This window comes from Belliella kenyensis (assembly GCF_022549675.1).
GTDB lineage: Bacteria > Bacteroidota > Bacteroidia > Cytophagales > Cyclobacteriaceae > Belliella > Belliella kenyensis.
In genome coordinates this window covers 44626-64352 of record NZ_JAKZGR010000008.1, presented here as the reverse complement: position 1 = coordinate 64352, position 19727 = coordinate 44626, and the positions used below count along the sequence as shown (strand labels likewise).

Annotated in this window: 11 protein-coding genes; 7 read left to right on the top strand and 4 right to left on the bottom strand. The window is 37.9% G+C overall.

Annotation, left to right across the window (positions count from 1 at the left end; all coding sequences use genetic code 11):
* The first annotated feature begins 393 nt into the window (after positions 1 to 393).
* Positions 394 to 3609: a UvrD-helicase domain-containing protein gene (locus MM214_RS09860; protein ID WP_241294845.1), complete on the top strand. Its 3216-nt coding sequence runs from the start codon at positions 394 to 396 to the stop codon at positions 3607 to 3609.
* Positions 3606 to 6470: a PD-(D/E)XK nuclease family protein gene (locus tag MM214_RS09855; RefSeq protein ID WP_241294843.1), complete on the top strand. Its 2865-nt coding sequence runs from the start codon at positions 3606 to 3608 to the stop codon at positions 6468 to 6470. The genes MM214_RS09860 and MM214_RS09855 overlap by 4 nt, the downstream gene beginning before the upstream one ends.
* A 184-nt stretch (positions 6471 to 6654) precedes the next feature.
* On the opposite strand, the gene MM214_RS09850 is transcribed toward MM214_RS09855, so the two are convergent.
* Positions 6655 to 7947 (bottom strand): acetyl-CoA hydrolase/transferase family protein, encoded by a 1293-nt coding sequence (locus MM214_RS09850; protein WP_241295147.1) that lies wholly within the window; start codon positions 7945 to 7947, stop codon positions 6655 to 6657.
* 288 nt (positions 7948 to 8235) lie between these two features.
* Between MM214_RS09850 and MM214_RS09845 the strand changes: the two genes are divergently transcribed.
* The 5 genes from MM214_RS09845 to MM214_RS09825 all read left to right on the top strand — a co-directional run bounded on the left by MM214_RS09845 (position 8236) and on the right by MM214_RS09825 (position 16440).
* Positions 8236 to 11616, top strand: coding sequence for a methylmalonyl-CoA mutase family protein (locus tag MM214_RS09845; protein WP_241294841.1), 3381 nt, complete (start codon positions 8236 to 8238; stop codon positions 11614 to 11616).
* A gap of 244 nt (positions 11617 to 11860) precedes the next feature.
* A complete protein-coding gene (locus MM214_RS09840) occupies positions 11861 to 12277 on the top strand; it encodes an OsmC family protein (protein WP_241294839.1) in 417 nt (138 codons plus the stop codon).
* Complete coding sequence (locus MM214_RS09835) at positions 12274 to 12513, top strand: hypothetical protein (RefSeq protein ID WP_241294837.1); 240 nt, start codon at positions 12274 to 12276, stop codon at positions 12511 to 12513. Before MM214_RS09840 ends, MM214_RS09835 begins: the two co-directional genes overlap by 4 nt.
* A 10-nt stretch (positions 12514 to 12523) precedes the next feature.
* Positions 12524 to 13531, top strand: a complete 1008-nt coding sequence (locus MM214_RS09830; RefSeq protein WP_241294835.1) for a cache domain-containing protein — start codon at positions 12524 to 12526, stop codon at positions 13529 to 13531.
* Complete coding sequence (locus MM214_RS09825; RefSeq protein WP_241294833.1) at positions 13528 to 16440, top strand: response regulator; 2913 nt, start codon at positions 13528 to 13530, stop codon at positions 16438 to 16440. Before MM214_RS09830 ends, MM214_RS09825 begins: the two co-directional genes overlap by 4 nt.
* A 20-nt stretch (positions 16441 to 16460) precedes the next feature.
* Here the strand turns inward: MM214_RS09825 and MM214_RS09820 are convergent, their stop codons facing one another.
* From MM214_RS09820 to MM214_RS09810, 3 genes are all read right to left on the bottom strand, one after another.
* Complete coding sequence (locus MM214_RS09820; protein ID WP_241294831.1) at positions 16461 to 17762, bottom strand: dihydrolipoamide acetyltransferase family protein; 1302 nt, start codon at positions 17760 to 17762, stop codon at positions 16461 to 16463.
* Positions 17763 to 17847: 85 nt separating this feature from the next.
* A complete protein-coding gene (locus MM214_RS09815; RefSeq protein WP_241294829.1) occupies positions 17848 to 19104 on the bottom strand; it encodes a competence/damage-inducible protein A in 1257 nt (418 codons plus the stop codon).
* The gene (locus MM214_RS09810; protein ID WP_241294827.1) at positions 19101 to 19610 is read right to left on the bottom strand and encodes a dihydrofolate reductase; all 510 of its coding nucleotides are present in this window, start codon (positions 19608 to 19610) and stop codon (positions 19101 to 19103) included. The genes MM214_RS09815 and MM214_RS09810 overlap by 4 nt, the downstream gene beginning before the upstream one ends.
* Positions 19611 to 19727: the final 117 nt, after the last annotated feature.

Sequence of the window (19727 nt, the reverse complement as noted above, 5' to 3'; positions counted from 1 at the left end):
AAATTATAGATTACTTCGGGATTAGCATCAATTAATATCTGGATCTTGAGACCCCCAAATATGACTTGGCTACTGCTATCTTTGCGGATATACATTCTATCTAAATGTAATCATAGAGATAGAATTCAGCATATTTGTATAAGCAAAGTAAAAGACTGCGTCCAGATCAATTTCGAAAAGGCAGAACAAATTATCTATTAAAATACTCATTGATTTTGACCTAAAGCTTTTGATTTTTCCAATGAATTGGTGTCACTAGGAAATAAGCACATCATCATATTTTTTTTAATAGCGGCTATTGAGTCCTATTTTATGTGTTTTTCTGACATCTTCTGTCATTCTATTTTTATATCCTCTCAATTTATTATTCTTTTGCCTATCTTGATTTTCAATATGAGCAGTAGACCTTTTATTATTTACAAATCCTCGGCAGGATCAGGTAAAACCTACACCCTGACCATGGAGTATCTCAAACTAGCCCTGAAAAGCCCTGTCAGTTTTAAGTCGATTCTCGCTGTGACTTTTACCAATAAAGCCACCCAAGAGATGAAGGAGAGAATTATCAAAGAACTCAAACGGTTGAAATCCAACGTGGATCCCACAAACAAAATGGATCATGAGATCATGAGTACACTGCAGATTAGTGCTGAAGAATTGATGCTTAGAGCAGCTCAGACACTTACGACAATCCTTCACCATTATGGACGATTTTCTGTGAGTACCATAGATAGCTTCTTTCAAAAGGTGGTTCGAGCATTTGCTAGAGAAATGGATCTCAATGCCAAATTTGAAGTTGAATTGGATCAAGAGGCGGTATTGGATCAGGTGGTAGATAGGTTGGTGATGCAAGTCATGGAAGATGAAGATTTGCACCGCTGGCTTGTAGCTTATGCCATTGAGGAGATTCAGGAGGGGAATTCCTGGGATATTAGGAAAAAGATAAAAGATCTTGGTAGACAGATTTTTCAAGAGGACTTTAAAAAATATGCTCCTGAAATCCGGGAGTTTCTAAAAGACAAAAAGCATATAGAAAGTCTTAAATTATTTGTCCATAGACAAAAACAAGAAATCATCCATATAGCCATCAAACTCAAAGATCAAGCTAATCAAATAAGAGTATCAAACGCATTGGAATGGACAGATTTCAGTGGTGGTAGCAGAAGCTTTGCTCTGAAATTTGAAAAACTAGGGGATAAGGATCACCCAATTCCAGAATTGAGCTCTACGCAAATCAATCTTCCTGAAAATCCAGACAAGTGGTATGCTAAAACAAGTAAAAAAATAGTTCAAATAGAAGCAGCCTATCATCAAGGTCTGGGGCAGATTATGGCGCAGTTTGATCCTTTGATAGTCAAGTGGAATACCCTATCTGCCATCTCCAAGAACCTTTCCGTATTTGGGGTTTTCAAAAACCTTTTAGATGAACTCACTGTCATCAAGGATGAAGAAAACATCTTATTGATTTCAGATGCCAATGAGTTCCTCAAAGAAATCACTAAATCTCATGATGCGCCTTTTATATATGAAAAGGTTGGGAACCAATTTAACCATTACCTCATTGATGAGTTTCAAGATACGTCTGGTTTTCAGTGGGCTTCTTTTAAGCCACTTTTGGAAAATACACTTGCTCAAGGGCATACTAACCTTCTTGTAGGAGACGTAAAGCAATCTATCTATAGGTGGAGAGGAGGAGAAATGAAGCTTTTGTTACATCAAGTAGAAGAGGAGATAGGAAGCGTAAATGTTAGAAACGAGAATCTTGATACCAATTTCAGAAGCCTTCCAAACATCATTAATTTCAATAATGCGATTTTCAATGCCCTTCCTGAGTCATTTGCTGCCGCAGTGGAGTCAAGGTATGGAGCACAAAAATCTGATATCATTACTTTAGCTTATAAAGATGTTCAGCAGCGAGTACCTGAGCATAAGTTTTCCAAGGATTTTCAAGGGAAGGTGGAGTGGGAATTTATGGAGATCAATAAGGATGAAGATGATGGGAATTTTGAAGAAAAAGCTTTGGCAAGGCTACCAGAGATGGTCAAGCATCTACAAGATGTAGGCTATCAGCTACAGGATATCGCTTTTCTGGTCAGAACCAAGCGACAAGGAGAACGCATAGCAGATACCTTGATGCAATATGCTATGGATCATCCTGATGCGGAACATAGGTTTGATGTACTGTCTGATGAAAGTATGTTTCTGACCAAATCTGCCTCAGTCAAAGCACTGATAGCAGGACTCAAACACCTTCAAGATCCAGATGATCTCATTCAGTTTAAGACTATGTGGTATTTCAAAGCCATCATTGATGGTCATGATGTGAATCATCAATTGTTTGCAGTGAATGACATACCCTCTTTTCTTCAAGATGATATCAAGCTATTCAAAAGTCAACAGGAGTATTTGCTTCAATTGCCCTTGATGGAATTGGTAGAAGAGCTTATTATGCTCCTGAGTTTGCAGAAGTCAGGTCTGGAACTAGCCTATCTGGGAGCATTCAAAGATGCAGTATACGATTACGTGGCAAAGAATAGAGCCGACTTGTCAGGATTTCTCAAATGGTGGGAAGAGCAAAGCACCAAACGCACGGTCAAGATTCCCGAAGGTCATGATGCCATGCGAATTTTGACCATTCACAAATCAAAGGGGCTTCAATTTAAGGTAGTATTGATGCCATTTTTGAATTGGGATATTTTTGATTCGAGAAAAACAAATGTGGTCTGGGCTCCATTTCAAATGAAGCAACTACAGGATCCTATTATCGTTCCCTTGTCTCTTAATGGACTATTGGCTCAGTCAGATTTTTCTGAAGTTTATACTGAGGAAGCTGTGATGGCATATTTAGATAGTTTGAATATGGTGTATGTTGCATTGACTAGGGCAGAGGAGGTGTTTTGGGCAATGTCTTCATGGGACAAAAAGGGCGAAAATGTCAATAAGTTAGAAGTTCATTTTCAGCAAATATTCAAAACGTCCAATAATAGTTTTTGGAAGAGTTTAGCATCAGGTAGTTTTGAAGAGAATGATTTTTGCTTTGAATTGGGGCATTGGCCTGATATGCAGCTTGCAAAAGGGCCTGAGCTTGTTATACCAAAGCTTAGGTGGAATTATCAGCAGTGGCATCATTTATTGAAAGTAAAAAAGTATGCTGTTGATTTTTCTCAAGAAGGTATAGATCAAAGAAAGCGAAGGGATTTTGGTCTTTTGATCCATGAGATTTTAGAGAAATCAAAGGATTATCATGAGATGATGTCCTATTTAGAAAGCTTTATGTTTGAAGGTAGAATTTCAGCAGAAGAGCAAGAGCAAATAGCAAATCAGTTGAACGGTTTATTTGAGAATGCTCTATTCAAATCTTGGTTTGAATCTGGAGCTGTATACTTACCTGAGCAAGGTATTCTTTTGCCTGGAGGCAAGCAAAAGAGGCCTGATAGGGTTATTTTGGAAGGTGAAAAGGCCATTGTAGTTGATTTCAAAACGGGTGAAAAGCTTCCAAATTATGAAAAGCAAGTCAAAGAATATGTAGAACTGGTGTCAGGATTGACCAGTATGCATACCGTTGGATATTTATGTTACTTGGAAAGCGGAGAAATAGTTAAGGTTTTATGAAAGGGTTTTTGAAGAATACTGCTGAGCAGATACTCAATGAACATCAGCAACTACAGCAATTGCGTATCGTGCTTCCCAATAGGAGAGCAGGCTTATTCTTTACGCAGCATTTGGGACAATTGATCTCTAAGCCGACTTGGATGCCTGAGGTGGTCACTATTGAAGAGCTTTTCTACGGATTTGCAAAGCAACGTCCAGCTGATAACTTGACTTTGATCTTTGAGTTATACAAAGTCTACCAATCTTTACATCCTAGCCCAGAGTCATTTGACAAATTTTACTATTGGGGAGAAATGATCCTCAAAGATTTCAATGATATCGATCAGTTTATGGCCGATGCCAAAAGGTTGTATCATCACTTATCAGAAGTGAAAGAGTTATCTTCTGATTTAAGTTTTCTGTCAGAAGAGCAAGTTGCACTGATACAGCAATTTTGGAAATCTTTTGAACTTCAAGATGCTTTTCAAAAGGAGAAGTTTCTGAGATTCTGGGAGATGTTAAGTGTATTGTATGAATCGTATCAGGTTCATTTACAGGTGGCTGGATTGGCTTACTCGGGACAGTTATATAAAAAGGTAGTAGAAGGATTATCAGTAATAAATGTTCCTGAGAAGCATTATATTTTCGTTGGATTCAATGCTTTCACAGCCACAGAAGAGCGGCTGATCAAGCATTTTGTTTCTGAATTTGGAGCAGAGATATATTGGGACTTTGATGCCTACTATATGGACGACCTCAACCAAGAGGCTGGATTGTTTTTCAGAGCTTATGCAAAAGATCCAGTTTTTCAAAAGACTTTTCCCAAAGAAATTCCAACTAAAATCCAGCGTGAAAATATCCAAATTACTACTTATGCAACCCCTTTGAAATCAAACCAAGCAAATCTGGTAGGTTCAATCTTAGAGAATGTCACCAATACACAAGCTTGGGAAAATACTGTGATCATTTTACCAGATGAGCAGATGCTTTTTCCTGTCCTTCATAGTTTACCAGAGCAGGTAGATAAAGTGAATGTGACGATGGGTTATCCAGTCAAAAACACACCAGTGTATGCATTCATTGAAGCTATACTTGAATTACAGCGCTATATCAAGATAGAAGAAGGGTTGCTTTCAGTATATCATAGGCCTTTGAAAGATATTCTATCTTTGATTTATCTCAAATCAGAGAACGACGGATTTTGTAAAGAAGTGCTCAAGGTAATTCAGGAAGAAAATAAAATTTACTACCCAATAGAAAAATTGAAAAAGGGAGGGCCTTTTTTTGAGCTTATTTTCCAAAAAGTAGAGGCTAAGGATCTATTTGGATACTTGACTGATTTGATTGAAGCTTTGGTAGACCGATTACCTGAGGAGGGACTCCAGCAGTCCTATCTCTTTCAGTGCTACAAGCAGTTGAATAGGCTTAGGGATATCTTTCAAAGTCAAGAAGCTGTAGATGTTGAATTAGAATTCTTTATTAAATTATTCAGGCAACTTTTTAGAGAAGTAAAGCTACCTTTTGAAGGAGAGCCCTTGCAAGGCTTGCAGCTTATGGGGGTACTTGAGTCTAGAAATCTTGACTTTGAGCGTGTGATTATCTGTAATATGAACGAAGATAGCTTTCCCCCAGCAGCATCTCTCAATTCAATGATTCCATTTAACTTACGAAAAGCTTTTGGTCTTCCAGTCCAAGAGCAGAATGATGCAATCTACGCCTACACTTTTTACAGATTGCTTCACCATGCTGATGAGGTGCATATGATCTATACTACTTCCTCAGATCAAGGCAAAGCAGGGGAAAAAAGTAGATATATCCAGCAGATGCAAGTGGAAATGAACCTTGAAGAAGCAGAAGAGGTGGTATATTTGCCAGTAGACTTGCACCCGAGTAAAGAGATCATTATCGAAAAGAATGATGATATCCTCAAGATTCTTGAACAATACAAAGTAGCAAGTGACGGTACATCGCTGAGATACTTTTCTCCATCATCCTTGAGTGTATACTTAGATTGTAGGCTTAAGTTTTACTTTCAATACATCGCAAAAGTCAAAGAAAAGGAAGAAGTCAAGGAAGAAATAGATGCTGGTGTTTTTGGGAATTTGGCGCATTACAGTATGGAGCATCTATATGGAGGTTTTATAAGTCGCAAAGGACGGTATGTAGTCGAAAGAGATGATTTTGAAGATTTGTCCATGAATTGGATTTATCCAGCGATTGAAAAGGGAATCAGGCAATATTACATGCTTGAGGAAAATGCCAATACAAAGCTAAGTGGACAAATGGCCATTGTAAGAGATGTGCTTCAAAAGTACATTGAGAAACTATTGGAAATTGATCGAAATGATGCTCCTTTTAGAATCATTTCCATGGAACAGCCACATCAGGCAGACTTTAGAATTGTGACGGCTGATGGGCTTGTTAAAGTAAAGCTTCAAGGTATCATCGATAGGGTTGATCTGAGAAATGGTGTCATAAGATTAATCGATTATAAGTCAGGTGCAGACAAAAAGGAATTCAAAGATATAGCAAGCTTATTTGATCGAGATTATACTAACAGAAATAAGGCGGCTATGCAAACGTTGTATTATGGTCTACTCTATCAAGCAAGCTTTCCGAGTAATTTGCAGCCATTGAAACCTGCCTTATTCAATTTTAAAGAAATTTTCCGAGATAATTTTAGTCCATATTTGAAAGAAAGGCCTGACCCGAAAGGTGCTTTACAAGAAGTAGAAGATTACAGATTTTATAAAGATGATTATGAATTCGCTCTGAAGGCTACTTTGGAAGAGCTATATGATCTCAATACACCATTTGATCAGACAGATAACTTGAACAAATGCAAGTATTGTCCTTATATAGCATTATGCAGCAGAGGTTAACGGATACACTAATTGAAATAAATGAATTTAAAAGTATTGGACCAAAAAAAGTGTAGGGTCAAGCAACAAGGGGGCGATTGTGCTTGACTCTAAACTTTACCCCATTCCAAACCATCCCCTCCCTTGATCTAAAATTCAAATCATTTACAAATCAATTTCTTGACATTTGTTGATTACAGCTTTTTTAAGTTATAGGATAGACATAGCTTCCAAATCTTTCAATGATAGCTTTTTCAAGTTCTTCTCTATGATCTGGGTGTGCGATGTTCATCAAGGCATAAGCCCTTTGGCGTAAGTTTTTACCATACAGATAGGCTGTGCCATATTCAGTGACCACATAGTGCATATGGGCACGGGTAGTTACTACCCCAGCTCCTTGTTTCAAGAACGGGACAATTTTACTAGTGCCTCTTCTAGTAGCTGCTGAAAGTGCCATGATTGGTTTACCACCCTCTGATAAGGCTGCACCTCTCATAAAGTCCATTTGGCCGCCTACTCCAGAATAGTGGTAACTTCCTATCGAATCAGCACATACCTGTCCAGTAAGGTCCATTTCCAAGCAGCTATTGATAGAGACTACTTTTGGGTTTTTTCTAATCACTGCCGTATCATTGACATAGGCTGCTTCGTGAAACGAAAATATCGGATTGTCATGAATTTGTTCATACATGGATTGATTTCCTATAGCAAAAGAGGATACAATCTTGCCAGGATGTTTCTTTTTATATGCATTCGTAATAGCTCCTGAAGCTAATAGATCGATCACTCCATTAGAAAACATTTCCGTGTGTATCCCAAGATCTTTGTGTGAAGTCAGTCTCTGAAGTACAGCATCTGGTATAGCACCTATTCCCATTTGCAGGGTTGAGCGATCTTCTATCATTTCAGCAATGTATGAGCCTATTTTTAGTTCGTTTTCACCTATTTTGCTTCCGTAATTGACCTCAGGTAAGGGTTCATCTACTTGCACTGCTGCTGCAAATTTTGAAAAGTGTATGTGTCCATCACCATGGGTTCTTGGCATCTGCTTGTTCACTTGTGCGATGATAACTTTAGCGGTCTCAATAGCAGGCTTTGCTATATCTACAGATACACCCAATGAGCAAAATCCATGAGCATCTGGTTCGGATACATTCAGAATAGCAACATCGATGGGTAGGATGTTGTTTCTGAATAATCTACCGATTTCGCTTAGGAAAATTGGAACATAGCCTCCTTGTTCGCTATTTACTGCTTGGCGTACATTTTCAGATACAAACAACGAGTTCATAAAGAAGCTGCCTTTACAAGAAGGATCTGTCAATGGCATGGCACCTAATGTCGATATAGATACCACCTCTACTTGTTTGAGTTCTTCTTTACGTTCAGCCAAAGCTTGTAAGAGAAAAGATGGGGTAGCAGCACTACCGTGAATGAATATCCTTTGATGACTTTTGATCTGCTTGACAGCTTCTGCTGCTGTGGTGTATTGATACATGAGATTAGAGTTATGTTGAATATATGGACTGTAAATTATGGTCATAGGTTTCTTTATTCCTTTTTCCATACCTCTTATGATGCAACAAAGTACGTAGCTCTAAAGTTGACAAAGTATGACAAAAGTCAATTAAATAAATGATTTGATTTCAGAATATTGTTTTGAAACACTTCTATTCTAAAGATGCTAGTCTTCTATTTTTCTTATATTCGCATATCGAAAGGAAAATCATTTTGAGCACATTTCAACCTTAGCTTAAGAGATAGGAAGTAAACCCAAACCATATTTATGTCAATCGTAAAGGAAATTTATAAACCAAAAAATCATATTAGAATAGTAACAGCTGCTTCACTTTTTGATGGGCATGATGCAGCTATCAATATCATGAGAAGAATCATTCAGGCTACTGGTTGTGAGGTGATTCATTTGGGTCATAATCGATCTGTACAGGAAATTGTATCATGTGCTATTCAAGAAGATGTACAAGCTATAGCAATCACCTCATACCAAGGAGGCCATGTGGAATTTTTCAAGTATATGTATGACTTGCTAGAGGAGCAAGGAGCAGGTCATATCAAAATTTTTGGCGGAGGTGGAGGTACAATTCTTCCTGACGAGATTAAAGAATTGCATGATTACGGAATAGCAAGAATATATTCACCTGACGATGGAAGATCTCTTGGACTTCAAGGCATGATCAATGACTTGATCGAAAAGTCTGACTTCCCTGTAGGTATAGATCACAAAGGCTTGGAAAGTCTTCAAAAGTCTGACAAAAAGGGCCTAGGGAGATTAATATCTGCTGCTGAAAATTTCCCCGAGCAAACAAAACCGCTCCTTGATGAAGTCAGAACATTATCCCAAAAAAGTAAAACACCAGTGTTAGGGATTACGGGCACTGGAGGTGCCGGAAAGTCTTCTTTGGTGGATGAGCTAGTTCGCAGATTTTTGATAGACTTCAAAGGCAAAACCTTAGCAATCATTTCTGTAGATCCATCAAAGAGAAAGACAGGTGGAGCATTACTTGGTGATCGAATCAGAATGAATGCAATCAATCATCCAGATGTGTACATGAGATCTTTAGCGACAAGGCAGTCGAATTTGGCGCTTTCCAGATATGTGCAAGATGCAGTGGACATTGTAAAAGCTGCTGAATTTGATCTTATCATTTTGGAAACTTCAGGCATTGGCCAATCTGATACAGAGATCATAGAGCATTCTGATATGTCACTTTATGTAATGACCCCTGAATATGGTGCCGCTACACAATTGGAAAAAATTGATATGCTCGATTTTGCCGATGTGATTGCTTTGAATAAGTTTGACAAAAGAGGTGCCCAAGACGCGCTTAGGGATGTCAAAAAACAATACAAGCGAAATCATAACCTATGGGAGATCGAAGATAAGGATATACCTGTGTTTGGGACCATCGCTTCCCAGTTCAATGATCCAGGAATGAATAGCCTTTACAAGGCAATCATTCAGAAATTGGTCGAAAAGACAGGAGTGGATCTTGACAGCACCTTTGCTGTGACAGGTGAAATGTCAGAAAAAGTTTATATTATCCCTCCTTCCAGAACGAGATATCTTTCTGAAATATCTGAAAATAACCGAAGCTATGATGCTTGGGTCGAAGCTCAAAAAGAAGTAGCTCAAAAGCTGTATAGCATTAGAAAATCTATAGAAGCCATTCAAGATCTTTCTTTAGCAGACCAAGACAGGCTCATCAAAGAATTGGAGGAAGTATATGCAGAAGTGGCTTTGGAATTAGATCCGAAAAATAAAAAATGGCTAGAAGAGTGGCCTTCAAAAGTACAGCAGTATAAAGATGAATACTATGTATTCAAAGTTCGAGATAAGGAAATAAAAGTAAAAACCTTCACTACATCGCTCTCGGGGTCAAGTATTCCTAAGGTCTCTTTGCCTAGGTATGAGGCATGGGGCGATTTGTTGAAATGGGGTCTTACAGAAAATGTCCCAGGGGAGTTTCCTTACACCTCAGGAGTATTTCCATTCAAAAGAGAGGGGGAAGATCCGACGAGGATGTTTGCTGGAGAAGGTGGTCCTGAGCGTACCAATAAGCGCTTTCACTATGTTTCCAAAGGCTTACCTGCAAAGAGACTTTCTACCGCATTTGACTCGGTGACTTTGTACGGTGAGGACCCTGACTATAGGCCAGATATCTATGGCAAAATTGGTAATTCAGGAGTAAATATCTGCTGTCTAGATGATGCTAAGAAGTTATACTCGGGCTTCAATCTAGCTGATCCCATGACTTCTGTATCGATGACTATCAATGGACCAGCGGCTACTATGACAGCATTTTTTATGAATGCAGCTATTGATCAGCAATGCGAGCTTTATATCAAGAAGGAAGGATTGGAAGCTGAAGTCAATGAGAAAATAAACGCCATATACGAAGAAAAAGGAGTAGAAAGGCCAAAGTACCAAGGAGCAATTCCAGATGGAAATGATGGGCTAGGACTGATGCTTCTTGGTGTGACTGGAGACGAAGTGCTTCCAGCAAAGGTTTATGAAAAAATAAAGTCAGATACCATAGCAAAAGTGAGAGGGACTGTGCAAGCTGATATATTGAAAGAAGATCAGGCTCAAAATACATGTATCTTTTCAACTGAATTTTCATTGAGATTGATGGGAGATGTGCAGCAGTATTTCATAGAAAACCAGATAAGAAACTTTTATTCCGTATCTATTTCTGGCTATCACATTGCAGAAGCTGGAGCTAACCCAATCACCCAATTAGCCTTGACACTTTCCAATGGTTTCACATATGTAGAGTACTATGTGTCTAGAGGGATGGATATTAATAAGTTCGCACCGAATTTATCTTTCTTTTTTTCTAATGGCATAGATCCAGAATACGCTGTCATCGGGAGAGTGGCTAGAAGAATATGGGCCAAAGCCATGAAGTTGAAATACAATGCCAATGAAAGGTCTCAAATGCTGAAATATCATATTCAGACATCCGGGCGCTCTTTGCATGCTCAAGAGATAGATTTCAATGATATCAGGACGACACTGCAAGCACTGTATGCCATCTATGATAATTGTAACTCTCTGCATACCAATGCATATGATGAGGCTATCACTACCCCTACAGAAGCTTCTGTGAGGAGAGCTATGGCTATTCAGTTGATCATCAATAAGGAATTGGGACTTGCCAAGAACGAAAATCCAATTCAAGGCGCATTTATCATCGAAGAGTTAACAGACTTGGTGGAAGAGGCAGTCTACAGCGAGTTTGATCGGATCACTGAGCGTGGTGGTGTGCTTGGTGCTATGGAAACAATGTATCAAAGAGGGAAAATACAAGAAGAAAGTCTTCATTATGAAATGCTTAAGCATACAGGTGAATATCCTATCATAGGTGTAAATACTTTTCTGTCTTCGGAAGGATCTCCTACAGTGACACCAGGAGAAGTGATCCGTGCTACGATAGATGAGAAAGAAGCCCAGATTCTCACATTAAAAAATCTTCATAAAAAGAATGACTTGCTAGCAACAGAATGGCTAATGAAACTTCAAGAAGCAGCTGTAAAAAATGAAAATATATTTGAACAATTGATGGACGCAGCAAAATATTGTTCGTTGGGTCAAATCACCCATGCACTTTATGAAGTAGGAGGACAGTATAGAAGGAATATGTAGAGGAAAGGGGTGCTGTGTACGCATTATTTTCTGCCAAGTACTAAGTTTGATGTGTTAAGTACCAAGTACAATGTATTAAGTATCAATTATGATGTAGGATGTACTAGGTATGTTATACAATGATCAAGGGATCTCGAGAGGTCAAGAATCCAAGATCTAAAATCCAAGATCTAAAATCTAAAATCTAAAATCTAAGATCTAAGTTTAAAAATCCAAGAAAGTCTTAAAAAATTAGAAAACCTATATGAGCAAAAGAAATGTAACTGTACACATGAAGTCTGATTATGAATATGAGGCTGTGAACGCACAAGGGAATAAAGTACAAATCGACATGTATGATCCAGAGGAGAAAAAGGCCCAATCTCCAATGGATTTATTGCTTTCAGCATTGGCAGGTTGTGGATCTGTGGATGCAGTGTTGATGATGAAAAAGAAACGTAAAACCATCATAGATTTTTTTGTTGAGGCTGAGGGAGATCGAAATGAAGGGATTCCTGCTTTTTACAAGACTATTCATTTGAATTTTGTACTTGTATCACCAGATGCTACAGAGGAGGAGTTTGCCAAAGTAGTTGCACTTTCAGTGGATAAATATTGCTCAGTAGCCTCATCTTTGAAGTCTGAGATCACTTACAGCTCCGAAGTCAGAAGAGAGGCATGAGAGTAGTCAATGAATTTCAAAAGGATGATATCAGGATATCTCTTTATTCATGGAATAATAAATACTTGATCAAGTTTGAACTTGGACCTATGGAACAGACTTTCAAAGTTTCAGAAATGGATGTCTTGGTAGAGAGTGATCTGGAAGGATTTTATGAAGGAGATTTTTTTGAAAAAGTAAAATTAAGGTTTCAAGAAATGGGTGCTTCTCTGAAAAATCAAATGGAAAGTATGTAACTTTAGCTTTATGAGATACTTAATCCCCATGGTAGTCATACTGTGTTCCCTGTTTCAATCTTGTAAAAATCAGAATCCAGAGGATAATGATAACAAATCACTAGAGGTTGTTGCTATTATCTCATTGATAGATTATGATTTTCAGGAATTGGAAGATGAGATAGTAAGACTAAGTGAAAAGGTTCAAGATCTCTATAAAAACAAAGAAGAAGTACTCAAGAGAGCTGAACTTGAAAATAAATATGTCAAAGAGGGACATTACGCAAATTCGGCTCCTAATCATAATCCAGATTTATGTACACTATATTTTCCTCAGCTACCCAGTGTCTCCGAAAATGAAGTGCGAGAAATGATGCTCTTGACAAATGATTTGGATAGTGAGTTTCGCAGAGTAGTCGACAAAAGTAATGTCATATCTCAGGTATATTTTAATAGTAAAGTTCAGTTCAATAGACTTTATCCCCCCTACGACGTAGCTACCATGATAGAACCGAATTTGAATGTGACTTCTTACAATTTTTATTATGAGGCGGATGAAATAAATAATCCCGAGAAGGGGATTGTTTGGGTGAAAGATATTTACATAGATCCTGTAGGGCAAGGATGGGTGATTTCATTACTCAATCCCGTCTATGTAGAGGATGATTTGAAAATGGTCATGGCATTTGACATTTCTGTCAATGTGATTTTGGAAAATTACCTAAACAAAACAGATAGAAAACTAGTCGTAATAGATGAAAAAGGAACAGTAATCGCAGGGAAATCAAAGGCCATCGAAGCACTTGATCTTCCACCGTTGAGAAATCATACTTACATTCAGACAATTACCTCTAATAATTTCCGACTGGAAGAATATAATTTATTCAAAAGTAAAGACAAAGATGTTCGCAAGATGATATCACACTTCATGCTTTCTGGCGGTGATCAGTATAGCTTACAAAAAAGTGGAGAAAAGATCGTTGTGACAGCTTATCCCTTAGACAGGACTGGTTGGCTCATATTAGATGTAACTTTATGAAAAAAGACACGCAAGCAGCTTATTCAAAAACCTACAGTGAAGCTTATAGATGGTTTGTAGGTGCTGGGTTTATAGTTGTGTTTTTAATAATTTTTTTAGCCTACAACTTTTTTGAGGCATTGTCAGATAGCCAAGTCAAAGCAAAGCATCAATTTCTCAGTAAGCAAGTCGAATTGGCTGCAAAAGATGTTCAAAGTCAGTTTTCCATGACTTTTGATGATTTGATGTTTTTTGTAAATACCATAGACCCAAATATCCATGTGGAGGGATCGAAGGAACAACTCTCACTCGAAGGAAGGACCAGGAGGGTTTTTAACAATCATCGTAACATAGTAGATACCTTAGTGATAAATTTTTCGGATAGGATGATTTCTTATCATTTTGATTCAAAAAATAACTTTATAAAGACGCTCCATGATCAAGGAAGTATTCCTTTCTGGGAAGATTCTAGACATATTGTATTTGGAAATTCTATCAATAGTGTCAGCATAGTAGCTATCATTGATCTAGACAGATTTATCAACAATCGATTAGGTAACTATTATCTTGGACTTTCTTCGGAGAAATTGCTTTATGCTAATGGGAAAGTAATTGGAATCAGTGATTACTTGTCTAGCGATGATGTTTCTTTAGATTCGAAGCTGTACAGTGAGATTGATAATGATATCCGCCAAGGTTTCAAAGGGAACTACCAAGGTCGTATCCAAATCTCCGAAAGTGGATCAACCATGGATGCATTGATTCATCAATATCCTTTTACTTTATATCCTTTGACAGATACATTATCTGTGATTTTTGTTCAAGATAAGGCAGTGATTACCTCTGGTGTGATAGATAATTACATGTACCTATTAGGGATCTTGGTTGTATTACTTTTGATTGTCATTTTGACTTTGTTTAGGTTTATTAAAAATGCAGAAGTAGCCAATCAAACTTTATCAAAAAATTCTCAAAAAATATCTGAACTCTTTCGGCAACAAAATCTACTGCTACAGGAGTCCAGAGGATTTATTTATTTTCAAGATGCCAACCGATTATTGACGGAAGTGAGCTCCGAAGTAGTGCAAATCCTCGGATATGATCAAGTCGATTTTCTCAAAAACTATCGAAATTACTTCTCCAAAGAGGATTTCGAGGATTTAGATAGATTGATAAATAAAGCTATAGCTGAGCAAAAAGAAAGTATATCTTTTGAGTTCAACTTCCAAAAGAAAAATGGGGATTGGATTAGGGCTAGGGTCTTTGAGAGGCTTGTTTATGACAATTCCAAAAGGTTCAATGGTATAGTAGGTATCTGTACAGATATACATGATAAATATTTGGCAGAGCAGGAGCAGATCAGAAGTAACCAAAGGTTGAAGTCTATCATGCAAGGCCTTCCGGATAATATTCTAATTTGTGATTACGAGGGTGAGATTTTGGACTATTATGTCCAAGATCAGTTGCTATTTACATCGCCTCTCCATACCATAGTGGGTAAAAAAATGACGGAAGTACTGCCTGAGTCAGTCGAAAACCTCCTTCATAAGGGTTTCGAGACGGTCATTAGTACGGGTAAATTAGTGACGCTTGAGTTTGAAACATTGAGACAGAGTGGGAAGAAGATTTTTGAAATGAGGATTTTTAAGCTAGATGATGAAAGGCTAATATCACTTGCAAGGAATGTCACTGGTCAAAAACTCTGGGAAAAAGGTCTTCAAGAGGCTATGGAAGCAGCCGAACAAGCAAATAAAGCGAAAACTGAGTTCTTGGCCAATATGAGTCACGAAATCAGAACACCGATGAATGGACTACTTGGCATCATTTCTTTAATGGAAAATACGCCTTTGAATGAACAACAAGTAAAGTACCTAAGGGTAATCAGGGATTCTGGGAATGCGCTGACTTCGATTATCAATGATATCCTAGACTATTCCAAAATAGAAGCAGGAATGATGAGCCTTGATATCTCAAAATTTGATTTAAAGGAAGAGGTTCTTAAAATTCTCAATATCTTCAATGGATTGATAGAAGAAAAGAAAATTCATCTAAGATACTCGTTCGAGCAATTTATCCCTAAATATGTTCAAATGGATAAATTAAAACTTGGACAAATACTTTTTAACTTGATAGGAAATGCGATAAAGTTCACTCCAAATGGGGGAGATATCATTGTGTCGGTTACAGGAGAGATGTTTTTGGAGCGGAATGTTATGCTGAATTTTTCCATAAAGGATTCAGGGATTGGGATTTCAGATGACAAAATACAATCACTTAAAATGCCATTTGTTCAGGCTGACAACAGTAATACACGCGAGTACAAAGGGACTGGCCTGGGACTAGCTATATCCGAAAAGTTGATAATGCTAATGGGAGGTGAGTTGGAAATTGAAAGTCAACTAGGAGTTGGTTCTACTTTTTCTTTCAGTGTGTTTGGAACTATCTGGAATGATCAGCAGCGTGTTCAGTCAGAAGAAGTGACTTTGGATTTCAAAGAGGATGAAGTAAAGGGTTTTGATTGGATAAATATGGCAAATGAGTACCCTATGTCCATTCTCTTGGTGGAGGATAATGAGACCAATTTGAAATTCATGAAAATGCTAATGAATGAACTTGGGTATGATATTACCATTGCCAAAAATGGTTTAGAAGGAGTTATGGCAGTTCAGGAGGGTGATTTTGATTTGATCTTTATGGATATTCAAATGCCCAAAATGAATGGTTTGGAGGCAACTGCACAAATTAGAAAACTCGAAGAAAAATCTAAAGTCCCTATTATAGGGTTGTCTGCCAATGCCTTTCATGAAGATATCAATAACGCCATTTCTATAGGGATGAATGGATACCTTACTAAGCCTGTGCAAGTGATGGAGATAGCCCTTACCATCAAAAAGCACCATGAACTTAAATCAAAAGGCGGTACCTTTTGATACCGCCTTTAGTTTTTGTATTAAACTTCTGTATTCAAATCAAACTCCTCAAGATAGTCTGCCACTCTTTTGACAAACATTCCACCTAATGATCCGTCTACTACCCTATGATCATAAGAATGGGATAAGAACATTTTGTGACGGATAGCAATTACATCTCCTGTTGGCGTTTCTACTACAGCAGGTTTTTTCGTAATAGCACCGACGGCTAGAATAGCCACTTGAGGTTGCATGATGATCGGAGTACCCATCACGTTTCCAAATGAACCCACATTGGAAATGGTATAAGTGCCATTCGCTAGTTCATCAGGAGAAAGCTTATTGATTCTGGCTCTATTGGCTAGATCATTCACTTTCTTAGATAGTCCAGTTAGGTTAAATTGATCAGCATTTTTGATATTAGGAACAATTAAGTTGCCTGAAGGTAAGGCCACCGCTATACCAATGTTGATATCTTTTTTCTTAATGATCTTGTCTCCATCTACAGAAATATTGATCATCGGGAAATCTCTAATAGCTCTAGCGACTGCATGAACAAAGAAAGGAGTAAAGGTAAGCGCTTCTCCTTCTTTTTTCTTGTAGCTATCTTTTACTTTGTTTCTCCAAAGCACGATATTGGTGACATCTGCCTCTACAAATGAAGTGACATGTGGTGAAATTCTTTTAGAATCCACCATTCTCTGTGCTATCATTTTCCTCATCCTGTCCATCTCAATGATTTCGTCATGAGCAGATACACTGACAGCAATCTTTTGAGCCGGTGGTGTTTCAATTGATTTTACTTCACTTCCTTCTTGGGCTTTTCCTCTGTTTTTAAGATAAGAAAGCATGTCGTTTTTAGAAACTCTTCCTTCTTTTCCTGTCCCTGGGATTTTTGCTAATTCTTCTTTTGAAATATTCTCTTCCTTGGCTATGCTAAGTACTAGGGGAGAATAGAATCTGCTATCACCACCAAGCTGTTTGCTATCAGCTTGAGAAATTAATGTTTCTGTATGAGCAGGGGCACTTTCGATTACCTCTTCTCTGTTGGTTTTTTCAGCTTCTTTTTCAGTAGGCTTTTTTTCTAAAGAATCTTGTCCACCATCTGTTTCGATGATGGCTATGGGTGTTCCTACAGCTACTACGTCCCCTTCTTTTACCAAGATCTTTTGAAGGATGCCTTCATGGGTCGCAGGAACTTCGGTGTCCACCTTGTCAGTAGCTACTTCTAGCACTGATTCATCTTGTTCGATTTTATCCCCTTCCTTTTTAAGCCAGCTCAGTATAGTGCCTTCTATGATGCTTTCACCCATTTTGGGCATTACCATTTCTACAGTTGCCATAATAGTTTATTATTTAATTGGGTTTATTTCTGAGTTTTAAAATTAAATTTTATTTTATGTATTACAAAGACAAAATACGATATTTTTATTCTGTTTGGTCTGTAAGGACTAATCGCAAAAGATTCAAGGCCGAAATTGCGGTTAGTTGAATATTTAGCATACGGTCTTGTGTCAGTTGTAGTTTTTTGCTTATGGTTTTTTCCCCATTTGAGCATGCTATCCATATAGTGCCTACAGGTTTTTCTTTCCAACCACCTCCAGGGCCTGCTATTCCACTGCTTGATAGTCCTATATCAGCATTGAACATACTTCTGACTTCTTGAGCCATAGTGACTACCGTAGCTTCACTCACAGCGCCATGAGTTTTGAGTATTTCTGGATCTACTGAAAGTAACTTTGTCTTGAACTCATTGTGATATGGCGTGACTCCTCCTTGAAAGTATTTGCTACTTCCCGGTATACTTGTGATCATGTGTGAAATATATCCGCCAGTGCAGCTTTCTGCCAAAGCTAGTTTTTTATTTTTCTGTTTCAAAAGCCTTCCTACCGCCTCTTCCAATGTTTCAGAATTGTATCCGAAGATGTATTTGTCTATCAGTGGTTTGACCAAGTCAATTTGTGTTTCTACATCCGCTTGTAATTCATCATAATCCTCACCAAAAGCAGTGAGCCTCAATTTTACCTGACCAAGGGACGGAAGATAAGCTAATCGAATATGATCTGGCAGACCAGCTTCCCAATGTTTTATCAAATCTGCCAACCAACTTTCTCCGATCCCTACAGTTTTGATAACTTTATGGTAAATAATAGGAAGCTTATGAGTGGCTTTGATTTTTGGCAGGACAAAGTCTTCCATCAGCTTTTTCATTTCATGAGGTACTCCTGGCATAGACATCCACTGCTTTCCATGCTCCTCAAACCACATACCTGGAGCCGTGCCTACCTCATTGGGAACATAAGTACACTTCGTAGGGAGATGGGCTTGAAGTTCATTCAACGGTGTCAGTTCCCTTCCTCGCTTTTCGAAAAAAGACCTCACCGCCTCCAAAGCCTCTGGAACTAATGCTATTTCACATTCAAAATACTTTGCAAGAAGTGGTTTTGTAAGATCATCATTGGTTGGGCCTAGTCCCCCAGTCATTAAAATGATGTCCGCCCTTTTTTCAGCTTCTTCAAAAGCCTTCAAAATAGATCCTTCTTGATCCCCTACAGTGGTCCTCTGTATCACTCTTACACCTATCTTGGTGAGCTCTTGACTGATCCAATGGCTATTTGTATCGATTATTTGACCGTAAAGCAACTCGTCTCCAATTGCTATTATTTCTGCTTTTATTTGATTCATTTTACCTTTGTATGCATTCTTTTGTAGATGACAAATTTGAAATCGAATTCATTTTTTTCATCCTTACGATGCTCCTCATCATATACTTCTTTCCATTCCTTTTTGTTAAACTCAGGAAAAAATGCATCTCCTTGCGGGTTTGCCTCCACCTCCGTAATGAGCATCTCATCGCAAATACCTATTGCTTCTTTATATATTTGGGCTCCACCTATAATGTATACTTGATCCAAATGTTTACCTATACAAAGCTGAATGGCACTTTCAAGAGAATTGACTACGTGGTGACCTGCTGGTACTTCATAATTATTGTTTCTGGAGATTACAATTGAGGTTCGATTAGGGAGTGGCTTCCCCATGGATTCATAGGTTTTTCTTCCCATGATGATATGATGTCCTGTGGTATGTTTTTTGAATAATTTCAAATCATCTGATAGCTTCCATATCAATTGATTATCTCTGCCTATTACATTGTTCTCGGCTTTTGCTACGATTAGTGATATTTTCAAATTTATAAATGTCTGGAATAAGTCTACAAGATACCAAGGATTTTGAATGCAAAAAATCAAAAAGTCAAATCAATTTTGTGCTGATTCTGTGGCTTTGCCTTTAGATAATCAAAAATC

Coding starts and splice junctions, on each gene's coding strand:
- MM214_RS09860 (WP_241294845.1), top strand. CDS start 394: ATGAGCAGTAGACCTTTTATTATTTACAAATCCTCGGCAGGATCAGGT.
- MM214_RS09855 (WP_241294843.1), top strand. CDS start 3,606: ATGAAAGGGTTTTTGAAGAATACTGCTGAGCAGATACTCAATGAACAT.
- MM214_RS09850 (WP_241295147.1), bottom strand. CDS start 7,947: ATGTATCAATACACCACAGCAGCAGAAGCTGTCAAGCAGATCAAAAGT.
- MM214_RS09845 (WP_241294841.1), top strand. CDS start 8,236: ATGTCAATCGTAAAGGAAATTTATAAACCAAAAAATCATATTAGAATA.
- MM214_RS09840 (WP_241294839.1), top strand. CDS start 11,861: ATGAGCAAAAGAAATGTAACTGTACACATGAAGTCTGATTATGAATAT.
- MM214_RS09835 (WP_241294837.1), top strand. CDS start 12,274: ATGAGAGTAGTCAATGAATTTCAAAAGGATGATATCAGGATATCTCTT.
- MM214_RS09830 (WP_241294835.1), top strand. CDS start 12,524: ATGAGATACTTAATCCCCATGGTAGTCATACTGTGTTCCCTGTTTCAA.
- MM214_RS09825 (WP_241294833.1), top strand. CDS start 13,528: ATGAAAAAAGACACGCAAGCAGCTTATTCAAAAACCTACAGTGAAGCT.
- MM214_RS09820 (WP_241294831.1), bottom strand. CDS start 17,762: ATGGCAACTGTAGAAATGGTAATGCCCAAAATGGGTGAAAGCATCATA.
- MM214_RS09815 (WP_241294829.1), bottom strand. CDS start 19,104: ATGAATCAAATAAAAGCAGAAATAATAGCAATTGGAGACGAGTTGCTT.